The organism is Bombiscardovia apis (assembly GCF_033095945.1).
GTDB lineage: Bacteria > Actinomycetota > Actinomycetes > Actinomycetales > Bifidobacteriaceae > Bombiscardovia > Bombiscardovia apis.
This window is the reverse complement of the sequence record NZ_AP026800.1, coordinates 191,744-203,705: the sequence shown is the minus strand read 5'-3', so window position 1 is coordinate 203,705 and position 11,962 is coordinate 191,744. Positions and strand designations below refer to the sequence as shown.

Below are 11,962 nucleotides of genomic sequence, written 5' to 3'. Positions count from 1 at the left end.
CAGACTAACATACCTGTTTTACAAGGAATCAGGTATGTCAATATCGCTTTTCTGCACTTCTTCCACGTTCACGTCTTTGAAAGTGACGATTCTCACCTTTTTAACGAAACGGGAGGAGCGATAGACATCCCAGACCCACGCATCCGTCAGCTGCACGTCGAAATACACATCCTGCCCAGCTGAGCGCACATTAAAGTCGACTTTGTTGGCCAAATAAAAGCGCCGTTCAGTCTCGATAACATATGTAAAAAGCTTGATAACATCCCGATATTCACGGTAGAGCCCTAGCTCAGCGTCAGTCTCGTAGTTGTCTAAATCCTCAGCGCTCAACTGTTACCTCCCGAGTTGCGCTTGCCTCCATTGCCCCAATTACGCCACCAAGCGCGCTTAGAACCTTGCTTTTGGCTGGAATCTGAATAAGCCCAAGTAGTGGCGCTGTCTGGCGCGGCAGTCTCAACGGGTTCTGCTGGATGGTCATTGGTCTCTTCTTGAGCAGTTTCGATCGGAATTTCGTCGGTAGAAACCTCTTGTACATGTTCAGAAACTGCCTGTTCAAGTGCGGAAGTCTCTACGCTTTCAGGTGCAACCTGCGCTGCGGACGAGTCTGATTGGGCCGATTGCACGGGCTGAGCTGACTGAACAACCTTACGCTCAGATTCCTCGGCATCTGCAATGGCTCGCTCACTGGCCGGCTGTTCGTCTGAAAAAGCCGTACGCTCGTGATTTTCCAAGGCCTCAGCCACGCCCGGATTGCCTTCTACTACGTGCATGCCGAAAGCATCGAGCGAGCGAATGGGGTCGTATTCATCAACCAAGGCATCCATGACCACTTGGTCTTGGTATTTGCCGCCTTCTTCATCCCAGAGAGCATCACGCGCTGTACCGGAAACCATGAATCCCAAGGATTGATAGACCGAAATCGAGCGCGTGTTTTTCTCGGGCACGGCCACCCAAATGCGGTGTAGACCTAGTCCTACTGGCTGAGCCGCATAGCCGTATGTCATTACGCGGGGCATGGCATCTCGCGAATAGCCGCGGCCGCGATAATCCTTGCCTAAGACCACTTGAATACGGGCTGAGCGCGACCACCCGTCAATGTCAATGAGGAAAATCATGCCAATTAAGCCGCCGGTTTGACTGGCATCGCTCGAGCCGTCTTTGTCGTGGTCAGCCTCGGAAATCATCGCCCAAGCAATTGTGCGGCGAGACTCAGGGTCACCTACTCCTGACTCACGCTGAGCCTGCCCCTTCGACCAGGAAACCGAACGGCGCACCCAAGCGTTAACTACGGCGCGCTCGGCCACAGGCCCCTTACCGGTGATGCCGGTGGAGTTATAAAAAGCTTGTAATTCGTCCATACGAGGCAAATCGGCGATAGTAGCCGGACGCAAATGAACCATCTCGCCGTTGATATAAGGGATGTCTATCTGCTCAGGCAGTTCCCGCTTTTCAGCTTCGCCGCGTCTAGCTCCCCCGGCCGCGTTGTTCGCTGCACCCGACATCTCATCACCTCCAAAGCCGTTGCCACTGTTAGCAACGTTGGCAGTCTACCGCGCGCTCCTCGAAGAAAGCTGGGAGCGCGCGGAACCTGCTTATTGAGCGATGCGCTGCATCACCATTTTGTTGACCGCCTTGGCGTCGGCCTGGCCCTTGGTGGTGCGCATAACCGCACCGATAATGGCACCCATAGGCTTCATATTGCCCGACTTGAGCTTCTCCACGATATCTGGATTGGCCTTGAGCGCTTCGTCGACTGCTGCCTCAAGCGCGCCATCGTCTGAGACTACCTGGAAGCCGTGCTTGCTCACCACTTCGGCAGGCTTGCCCTCGCCAGCAAGCACGCCGGAGACGGTCTGCTTAGCGAGCTTGTCGTTGAGCTTGCCAGATTCGATAAGCTGCTCCACCTCGGCCACGTCTTGCGACGTAATCGGCAGCTCTTGCAGGGAAACACCGCGCTCATTGGCTTCGCGAGAAATCTCACCCAACCACCACTTGCGAGCCCCAGCCGGGCTGGAACCAGCGGCAATAGTCTCCTCAATTAGATCCAAAGCATCCGCGTTCACAGCATCGCGCATTTGCAGGTCGGTAAACTCCCACTCCTGCTTCAAGCGAGCCCTGCGTTCGCGCGGCATCTCAGGCATCTGCTTGGCCAGCTCGTCAATGTGCTCCTGGGAGACATGGACCATAACCAAGTCAGGATCCGGGAAGTAGCGGTAATCGTTAGCATCGGACTTAACGCGCCCACCAGTAGTGGCCTGCTTAGATTCATCCCAATGACGCGTCTCCTGCAAAACTTCGCCCCCGTCTTCCAAGAGCGCTGCCTGCCTACGAATTTCGTAAGTGAGCGTCTTTTCGATACCCTTAAAGGTATTGACATTCTTGGTTTCCGAGCGGGTGCCCAGAGGTTCGCCCTTCTTATGAAGCGAAATGTTCACGTCGGCGCGCATATTGCCCTGCTCCATGCGAGCGTGGGAAATACCCAGAGCGCTCACAATGTCGCGAATAGCACGTACATAAGCGCCAGCCACCTCGGGAGTGCGCTCGCCTGCACCAGCAATTGGCTTGGTCACAATCTCGACTAGGGGCACGCCAGCACGGTTGTAATCTACCAGCGAGTGATTCGCGCCCTCGATGCGGCCGTCGGAGCCACCCACGTGAGTGTTCTTACCAGCGTCATCTTCCACATGCGCGCGCTCAATGTCAACACGGAAAATAGTGCCGTCGTCGAGCTCAACATCCAAGTAGCCCTCGCCATTTAAGGGCTTATCGAACTGCGAAATCTGGTAATCGCGCGGCATATCCGGGTAAAAGTAGTTCTTGCGAGCGAACTGGCTCCACTCAGCGATGTCGCAGTGCAGGGCCAAGCCTAGCTTGATGGCGTAATCGATAGCGGTCTTGTTGACCACCGGCAGGGAGCCGGGCAAACCCAGCGAAACCGGAGTCAGCTGCGAGTTGGGCTCGCCGCCAAACTCGATGTGGGCCGGGCAAAAAAGCTTGGTATTGGTTGAAAGCTCAACGTGAACTTCCAAACCAAAAACGGGCTCGTATTTTGCCACGGCATCGGCATATTTCATCAGTTTTTCAGCCATTTGCATTCCTTACCTTCCGCAGCTTACTTGTTGCCCAGCCAAGGGGTCTTGAGATCGCGATGAATCGGACCGCCCCACTTAGCTTCGAGGGCAGCTTCGAGCGCTGCTGCGGGCTTGTACATGACTTCGTCGCGCATCTGCGGGGCAAAGAACTGGAAGCCGACCGGCAGGCCGTCGTCCGAAAGCCCTGCGGGGATAGACATAGCCGGAGAGCCAGCCATGTTGGCCGGAATCGTGGCCACATCGCTCAAATACATGGCTAGAGGATCATTCATGCGCTCGCCGAACTTGAAGGCGGTCGTAGGCGAAGCTGGGGAAATCAAAACATCAGCCTTCTTGAAGGCCTCTTCAAAGTCGCGAATAATGAGCGTGCGCACCTTCTGTGCCGAGCCGTACCAAGCGTCGTAGTAGCCAGCGGAGAGTGCGTAAATGCCCAAAATAATGCGGCGCTTGACTTCGTCTCCAAAACCAGCCTCGCGGGTGGCAGACATCATGTTGGCAGCAGTCTGTGCCGTGCCTTCTGGCGGCATCACTCGCAGGCCATAACGCATACCATCGTAGCGGGCCAGATTCGAGGAGACCTCAGAGGGCATGATGATGTAGTAAGCGGCCAGAGCGTACGAGAAGTGGGGGCAGGAAACCTCTACTACCTCAGCACCCATGTCTTGCAGGAGCTGCACGCCCTCATTGAAGCGGGCCTCCACGCCGGGCTGGTAGCCATCCCCAGAGAGCTCCTTAACCAAGCCCACCTTCATGCCAGTAAGGTCCATCTTGGCGCCTTCACGGGCAGCCTGAGCCAGTGGCGGCACCGGCTTGGGGATAGAAGTAGAATCTCGCTGGTCGTAGCCGCCGATGACCTCTTGCAGGAGGGCAGCATCGAGCACGGAGCGAGAAACCGGACCAACCTGATCAAGCGAAGAAGCCATAGCGATAGCGCCATAGCGAGATACGCCACCGTAAGTGGGCTTAACGCCTACAGTTCCAGTCAGGGCCGAAGGCTGACGGATGGAACCGCCGGTGTCGGTACCAAGCGCCAGAGGAACCTCGAAAGCACCCACAGCAGAAGCCGAACCACCACCGGAACCGCCGGGCACGCGCCCCGTATCCCAAGGATTCTTGGTGGACTTAAAAGCGGAATGCTCAGTCGAAGAGCCCTGGGCAAACTCGTCGAGGTTGGTCTTGCCCAAAATCGGCATGCCAGCAGCCTTCAGCTTCTCTACAACGGTAGCGTCGTAGGGGGGAATCCACCCCTCTAAAATCTTGGAAGCGGCCGTCGTAGCGATGCCCTTGGTCACGATCATGTCTTTTACGGCCACGGGAACGCCTGCCAACTCAGGCAAATCTTCCGTATCTCCGGAGGCAATGCGCTTATCGAGTGCGTCTGCCTGCTCTAACGCTTGTTCGCGCGAAACTTGTAAGAAAGCGTCAATGCTGGGCTCAGCGGCATCAATTACCTCAAGCTCGGCCTCGACTAGCTCGCGAGAGGAGATTTCCTTAGCGTGAATCTGCGCCGCCATTTGGGAGGCTGACAGCTTTACCAGTTCTTCAGTGCTGCTCATTGCTTACTCCTCCCCTAGAATCTGCGGGGCCACAAACATGCCCGCTTCCGTCTCAGGTGCTCCGGCCAACGCCTCGGCTTGCGTCAGGGGCGTCTGCACCTCGTCGGGCCGCAAATAAGCTTCAAGCGGGATAGGATTTGCGGTCGGAGGCACGTCGTCTCCAGCCACTTCCTGCACCTTAGTAATGGACTCTGCTATAACGTTGAGCTCACCCCTAAGACGCTCGATTTCGCCGTCTGTAAGGGCAATGCGGGCTAAGTCGCCCAAGTGCTCTATCTCTTCGCGTGTAAATGTAGCCATAGTACCCATACTATGCGTTTCGCGTGACACCCGCGTGAAGAATTGATTACAAACAAGAAGCCCTTGAAAACTAGCGGACTAAGCGGGTTTTCAAGGGCTTGCAAGAGCCGGGCAGGTTGGTCAAATGAGCCCAAGCTTACTTAATATCTCGCTTTTCTAACAAGACAGCGCCGATAGCATAGAAGGCTACTACCCAAACTAGGAAGAGCAAACCAGCCTGCCACCATAAGGGGTCGAAACTTTTGGCAGAAATATCTTCGCCACTGCTCGAACCGGCCGCCAGGAACGTAGACATGAGCTGGGTGGGCATCAATTTACTGAGGGTACCAATCCACGTTACATAGCGCATGGCAATCGAGAAAATACTGATGATTGCCGGAAGGAAGAAGTCGATACCAATGAGGGTAAAGACGGCGCCAACCGTCGAGCGGCACAGAGCACCCACGCCCACCGCCATCACAGCGAAACCAACCGAAATCAGCGGAGCTCCGATGATACTCACCCAGGGCAGGGCCTTGTATGCGTGATCCAAGCTCAGAATTTCTACACCGCTCAGTTGCAGGCGCACAATGGCCCAAGAGAGCAGAATGCCCAACTGACTGAAGCACCAAGAGAATGCTGCGACCACTATGGCTTTGGCGGCAAGCATCATGTTGCGATGAGGATTAGCGGTCAGGCTGGCATCAACTGACGATGAGGTGAACTCAGTCGTGATACTCAACACGCCAAAAATGCCCACGACGATGGTTGATATTCCAACGAAGGTGGTGACTGACTGCCACACAGCTTGCGCCGGAATAGCCCGCGTGTGATTGCTGAAGTCGCCGGTCGTTAGATCTAACCTGGCCACTGTTTTCATGGTCCACGCTGCCATTGCGGCACCTGCAGGGAGCAACAGAAGATTGATAATGAGCAGAATCCAAGTGGATTTGAGGCTGGTGAGCTTAACGAACTCACTGCGAATACTGCGCCACAGGCCCACGTGCACATGTTGGCTTAGCTCGCGGCGGGAACTCTGATAGTTGTTTACGGGAGTGGGAGCGGCGGCCGAAGCATTACCTCCCATAACTGGAGCTGCTGGCATCGTAGGCTGGCTCATTGCGCGCCCCCTTCCTCGTTGGTACTACTGGCTTGGTTGCTCTCCGGATTCGCGGGAGCACTCGAAGGCTGCTGGTTGTCGGCAGGCTGCACATAATGCTGCTGCGACTGGACCGGATGCACGGGCTGCTGCTGAATGGGCTGCTGCGTTTGCACCGGTTGCTCTGGTTGAATCAGCTGAACCGGCTGCACTGGTTGGACCGGCTGCATCGGCTCAGGCTGAACAGGTTGAACAGGCTCTGTTTGCACCGGCTGAACCGGCTGCTGGAATTGCTGAGGCTGAACGGTCTGCTGCTGAGGAGCCGGCTGGCCGTAACCCTGCTGGTTTGGCTGCATCGGCACCACCGGCTGAACCGGCTGCGTAGGCTGAACCGGCTGCGCGAACTGACCAGGGACCGCAGGCTGAGTAGCGCCCTGCCCCTGAGCTTGGCCCGGTGTCTGCTGCATCGGCATCTGGCTTTGCATTGGCATAGATGCCTGCATCGGCGCTTGTATGGGCTCTTGCGAAGTCCCCTGAGCGGAAACCAATCCCGGCACCGGCACATTCGCAGTCTTGTATTCCTCTTTGCCGTGAGTCAAGGCCATGTAGGCTTCCTCTAGCGAGGCCTTCTCTTCGCGGAACTCATAAATCACAATCTGCTTATCAGCTGCGATTTGCGCCACCTGAGCCAGTTCCATACCACCCACGCGCAGCACTTGCGCACCGGCAGGATCGCCAGCAGACGGAGGCAACAGCTCCACGCTCACTTCGGGCCCACCCTGCAAAGCCTGCTGCAAGAGCGAAGCCTGAGGCGTTGCAATGCGAATAGTGTGAGAGGAATGCTCAGACAAGAAGTCGGCCACCGAAGTGTGTTCCAAAACACGCCCCTGACCAATGATGACGAGGTCGTCGGCAGTCTGCGCCACCTCGCTCATTAAGTGCGAGCTCAGCAATACGCACCGGCCCTGAGAAGCATAGTAGCGGCACAACTGGCGCACCCACATCACACCCTCAGGGTCAAGCCCGTTAACCGGCTCGTCGAAGACCAAGTTTTGCGGATCTCCCAGCAGGGCGGCCGCAATCGAAAGCCTCTGGCTCATACCGAGCGAGAAAGAACCAGCCTTCTTCTTCCCCACCGCGGAGATGCCGGCAATGGCCATCACTTCGTCGACGCGAGACTTAGGAATGCCGTTGCTATAAGCGAGCGCCTCCAAATGCGAGCGCGCAGAACGATTCTTGTGGGCCGAGCGCGGGTTCAAGACGGACCCAACTTCCGCCATCGGCGAGCGCAGACTCGTAAAGGGGTGGCCATCTATAAGCGCCTGCCCAGATTCGGCGCGAATTAGCCCCAAAGCCGCGCGCATAGTAGTGGACTTGCCAGCGCCGTTAGGCCCCAGAAAGCCGGTGACCTTACCGTCGGCGGCAGTGAAAGACACGTCGTCGATAGCCTTCTTCGCCCCAAAGGTCTTAGTCAAATGTTCAATAGTAATCATACTTCGAGCCTACCAGCCAAGCCCCATATCCGCTCCCCTATCCCCAACCATGACCACATACTGGACACCCACAGTTGGTCTCACCCCAACCCAGACCGAACAGCCAAAAGCTCGCGGCTCTTTCTCCAATTCGCGAGCATTCGGCCACTTTTTCGTCAAAAACGGCACAAATTTCGCGAAAAGTTCCGGCAATCGCGAGCTTTTGGCCGTTAGGGGTTTACGGCGATACACAGAGGAACAGCTGTCTGGCATTGAACCCTTGCAACAGCGACAAAGCCGGGTGGCGTCGACAGCGGATAATGTTACAGTTGAAATTAGATAACTGTGTGCTCAGCTGGTGGTTGGGGAACTGGAGCGGAGTGGAGAGCATGGCGTTTGCCCTACTCATCGCAGTAAAACGTTACAACTTTTGTTAATAAAGGGATTATTACCATGCGTAGTTTTCGGGTTACTAGCTCCGTTTTGCTTGCGTTAGCTATGGCTATTCTTGGGGGGGGGGGCAATTAAATTTAGTTCGCTCGGCCGCAGCTGAACCTGCCCAAAATAGCGCACCCAGCCAGCTCACCCGCGGCGGTGTCCAAACTTCCGAAACCGTAGACGGTTTCACTCTCTCCCCCACTAAAGGCCCAGCAAACGCCAGCGCTACGGCTACTATCACACCGCCTTCTCCGAGCGAAGACATTACCTACACCAGCATTAGTTCAGGAGAGTATCACACCGTCGCAATCGCTTCAGACGGCAACACCTACGCCTGGGGCGCAGCAGGAAATTGCATACTTGGTGACGGTAACATCTATGGCCAGAATGCTACATCAGAGGGTATTCCTGTGCGTATTAAAACACCGACAGGAGTACAATTCACAACCGTCGCAGTAGGTAATGAGCACAGCATAGCCATCGGAACAGATGGAAACATTTACGCATGGGGAAAGCCTGAATGGGGGCTCGGTGTCGAACTCGATGCTGGTTTTGGCTGCGTTCCAACACCCAAGCGCGTTCCAACACCGGCTGGAGTACAATTCACAGACGTAAGCGCTAACTGGTCCAACTCAGCTGCCATCGGAACAGATGGAAATGTCTACACTTGGGGTTTTAACGGCCGAGGCGACCTCGGCGACGGCACAACCACCAACCGAGAATCACCAGTCAAGGTAAGTCGGGCACCACTCCCGGCAGGAGAGCGTTACACCGCAATCAGCGCAGGTCGAAACCATATGATCGCACTTGGCAGTGACGGACGCATATACTCGTGGGGCGACAACGCGTATGATCAACTCGGTACCGGCATGCCAGTCAATTCGCAATCTCAATATCGCGTTACGCCGGGGCGAGTCCCTCAAGGCGAACTCCCCGTTGGAGAGCGTTTCACCGCTATTAGCGCTTCCCCCATGCATAACATCGCTCTCGCCACCGATGGAAACGCATATGCTTGGGGGTTCAATGTCGCTGGCGAGCTCGGTGACGGCACAGAGGGAAACCCCAACGGCACACCGCAGGAGAAGCGCAGCGCGAATAAATATTCACCCGTCAAGGTAAAACCTGGAGAACTTCCTGCGGGAGAACACTTCACTTCGGTTGGTGCCGGTACCTCGCTAACTATGGCAACAGGCTCCGACGGCAACACTTACACCTGGGGAAGGGTCTTATTTGTTAACAACGGAGGTAGTGTCAGCAACCACGTCACACCCGTTCGGGTGGAACGAGGAGCACTCCCTACTGGAGAACACTTCACTTCGGTTTATGTAAGCCTTTCTGGTGAAGCCGTCTTCGCAATCGGCAGCGACGGGCACGCTTACTCGTGGGGAGGCAGCGTGTATGGAGCACTCGGACTTGCAGCCACCACTAGGTCTACCGTTCCTGCACAGGTAGTTACTCCTCGGTATATTATCTTTTGCGTTTCTATCCCCTCCAACTCTAGCTGTAGTACTGCGAAAATCTCTGAAGATCCCATAACCAAGGCATGGAAGATAGACGTGCCTCAAAACGACCCCGAAAAAGTAAAAGTTCGTGTCTATTACAAGATCAACGGTATCGCAGCGGATGGCACCATACATTTAGGTAATGGCGGGTCAGAGGTCATATTCCACTACGAATACTGCGGCACTTATATCGTCCACTACGACTTAGGAGAAGGAAAAGGAGAAGCCTCTGGACCCGCAGACCAAGCTGTCGTGAACGACGAGCTCATGGACTGGCCACAGGATCCTACTTGGGCGGGGCATCAATTCACAGGCTGGTTTAAGAGCGACGGCAGCCCGTGGAATCTTGCGGATCCCGTTACTGGGCCACTCACACTCTACGCCCACTGGGACTACTACAAGTTCACCATCAGCCCAGCCTCCGGACCAGTAACTGGCAACACTCCAATCACTATCAGCGTGAATCCCAAAACCACTAGTTTGCGCTTCACACAAATCAGCGCAGGCACTTGGCACACGCTGGCGATAGGTTCCGACGGCAACACCTACGCTTGGGGAGGCAATGACTACGGCCAACTCGGCAACACCACCACCGACCAGAAAACGCTACCCACCCGCGTGCAAACCCCGACTGGCGTACACTTCATCCGAATCAGCGCAGGACATGACTACTCTCTTGCACTGGGAGATGACCACAATGTTTACTCTTGGGGCAGTAATCAATACGGGCAGCTCGGCAACACCACCAACAACGGCAGCACCACACCCAATCCGGCACCTTCCAAAATAAGCGGCGGCAGTTTGGCGGCAGGATCCATCACGAAAATAAGCGCAGGGAGCACACATGCTATGGCGCTCGACGGTAACGGCCAGATACACACATGGGGAAATAACCAATACGGGCAGCTCGGCAACGCCACCAACAATGGAATAACCGCCGCCAACCCCACCCCTGCGACAGTAACCGGCGGTAGCTTACCTGCCAGCAACAGCCAAATCAGCGCAGGCCAAGAATTCTCCCTGTCTCTGGATTCGCAGGGTCACGTACATGCATGGGGTCACAACATGTTTGGCCAGCTGGGGCACACGATTAACAACGGCACCACCAACCCCAATCCCACCCCTGCACAAGTGGACAACGGTAGCTTATCTTCCAGCACTATCAACCAAATCAGCGCAGGAAGCACACATACGGTTGCGCTCGACAGTGAGGGCCGCGTCCACACGTGGGGCCGCAACATGTACGGCGAACTGGGCAAGACTGCCAATAATGGGAGCAATAACGCAAACCCTGCTCCGGCAGTCGTGACCGGAGGTAGTCTGCCAGTCGACTCTGTCACTCAAATCAGCGCCGGCAGCTGGCACTCTTTGGCACTCGACGACCAAGGCCGCATCCATGCATGGGGTCTCAACAGAACAGGACAGCTCGGCAAGGCCGCAAATAGCGGAAACAGCAATCCCAATCCCCGCCCTGCACTGGTTGGAGGAGGCGCACCCACCAGCAGCAATGCACAAATCAACGCAGGAGGTTCGCATTCGATAGCACTCGACCAAAACGGCAACGCGCAGACCTGGGGTTTGAACTTCAACGGGCAGCTGGGCGACGATACTACCAGCCCGCCCAACAACTATCGTTCCCAGCCAAAAGCTATTACAACCAACAAAATAAGCGTAAACAGCGTAGAGTTCGGCGACTCCTCTCATGCAATTGCGCCCACTTATGACGCAAGCAATGTGCAATGGCATGGCAATACACCGCCGCACGGGGATGGTCTCGTACCCGTAAAACTGAAGTGGTCCCTCAACGGAAGTACCCAGCCTGTCTACACCATCACCCCAGGTTTCTACTACTACGTTTACCTCACCCTACCCACAGCTGGAGCTATTCCTCTGCAACGCCTCACTGGAAGCAGTCTGCTTCTACTCACAGCTCTAGCAGCGGCAGCGTATGGTGTCTGCGAGTTCAATAAGCGGCGCAAATGCAAACGTGCAGCGAACTGCCACAGAGCTCGCAATAAGTAAACGCAGCTCGGTAGCTGAAGTCAGCGGAGACTTTTGAATTTCAGTAGTCTCCATAGCGCATTATGGCCAAAAGCTCGCGGCAATTTCTTTAATTCGCGAGCATTCGGCCACTTTTTTAGGTAAAACGGCACAAATTTCGCGAAAAGTTCCGGCAATCGCGAGCTTTTGGCCATAAGGGCGGGAAACGTGAAAATGCCATGGGGGTAGTTTGCTGGGGGGCGCGGGGGTGGATGCGTCTGGTTATACTGAGACGCATATTGGCAATGCGGGGACCACTTTTCACGCTCAGGCGGGGGCCGAGCAGGCGGAAAAGCGGAAGTTTGCCAGATACTTTATTACTTGCATTCACATAAAGGTAGATACATGCGTCGTTTTCGCACCAGCAGTGCAGTTTTGCTAGCGATTACCTTCATTATCCTAGGGGGGGGGGGCACTCAGTAACGCCCGCCCAGTCCGAGCAAATCCGCTCCAAAACAGCGCCCCAAGCCAGCTTATACGCGGC

The 11,962-nt window shown here is 55.7% G+C and carries 7 protein-coding genes and 1 pseudogene; 1 reads left to right on the top strand and 7 read right to left on the bottom strand.

The features are described 5' to 3' along the window. Positions 1-18 precede the first annotated feature (18 nt). The 7 genes and pseudogenes from R8377_RS00705 to R8377_RS00675 form a co-directional block, all read right to left on the bottom strand. A complete protein-coding gene (locus R8377_RS00705) occupies positions 19-330 on the bottom strand; it encodes a DUF2469 domain-containing protein (RefSeq protein WP_317643051.1) in 312 nt (103 codons plus the stop codon). Continuing rightward, on the bottom strand, positions 327-1,502 hold the full coding sequence (locus R8377_RS00700; protein ID WP_317643050.1) for a GNAT family N-acetyltransferase: 1,176 nt from the start codon (positions 1,500-1,502) through the stop codon (positions 327-329). The genes R8377_RS00705 and R8377_RS00700 overlap by 4 nt, the downstream gene beginning before the upstream one ends. A 90-nt stretch (positions 1,503-1,592) precedes the next feature. Then, the gene (gene gatB, locus R8377_RS00695) at positions 1,593-3,089 is read right to left on the bottom strand and encodes an Asp-tRNA(Asn)/Glu-tRNA(Gln) amidotransferase subunit GatB (protein WP_317643049.1); all 1,497 of its coding nucleotides are present in this window, start codon (positions 3,087-3,089) and stop codon (positions 1,593-1,595) included. Positions 3,090-3,112: 23 nt separating this feature from the next. Further along, entirely contained in the window at positions 3,113-4,648 is a 1,536-nt protein-coding gene (gene gatA, locus R8377_RS00690; protein WP_317643048.1) for an Asp-tRNA(Asn)/Glu-tRNA(Gln) amidotransferase subunit GatA, read from the bottom strand. A 3-nt stretch (positions 4,649-4,651) separates the two neighbouring features. Next, on the bottom strand, positions 4,652-4,948 hold the full coding sequence (gatC, locus tag R8377_RS00685; RefSeq protein ID WP_317643047.1) for an Asp-tRNA(Asn)/Glu-tRNA(Gln) amidotransferase subunit GatC: 297 nt from the start codon (positions 4,946-4,948) through the stop codon (positions 4,652-4,654). A 136-nt stretch (positions 4,949-5,084) separates the two neighbouring features. Further along, positions 5,085-6,047, bottom strand: coding sequence for a hypothetical protein (locus tag R8377_RS00680; protein ID WP_317643046.1), 963 nt, complete (start codon positions 6,045-6,047; stop codon positions 5,085-5,087). 512 nt (positions 6,048-6,559) lie between these two features. Beyond that, a pseudogene (locus R8377_RS00675) lies at positions 6,560-7,519 on the bottom strand (ATP-binding cassette domain-containing protein); the annotation flags it as partial. A 653-nt stretch (positions 7,520-8,172) separates the two neighbouring features. On the opposite strand from R8377_RS00675, the gene R8377_RS00670 reads away from it, so the two are divergent. Next, complete coding sequence (locus R8377_RS00670) at positions 8,173-11,460, top strand: RCC1 domain-containing protein (protein WP_317643641.1); 3,288 nt, start codon at positions 8,173-8,175, stop codon at positions 11,458-11,460. Positions 11,461-11,962 lie beyond the last annotated feature (502 nt).

What these genes read in the sequence shown, in the direction of transcription:
- R8377_RS00700 (WP_317643050.1), bottom strand. Translation starts at nt 1,502, where the DNA reads ATGTCGGGTGCAGCGAACAACGCGGCCGGGGGAGCTAGACGCGGCGAA.
- gatB (WP_317643049.1), bottom strand. Translation starts at nt 3,089, where the DNA reads ATGGCTGAAAAACTGATGAAATATGCCGATGCCGTGGCAAAATACGAG.
- gatA (WP_317643048.1), bottom strand. Translation starts at nt 4,648, where the DNA reads ATGAGCAGCACTGAAGAACTGGTAAAGCTGTCAGCCTCCCAAATGGCG.
- gatC (WP_317643047.1), bottom strand. Translation starts at nt 4,948, where the DNA reads ATGGCTACATTTACACGCGAAGAGATAGAGCACTTGGGCGACTTAGCC.
- R8377_RS00680 (WP_317643046.1), bottom strand. Translation starts at nt 6,047, where the DNA reads ATGAGCCAGCCTACGATGCCAGCAGCTCCAGTTATGGGAGGTAATGCT.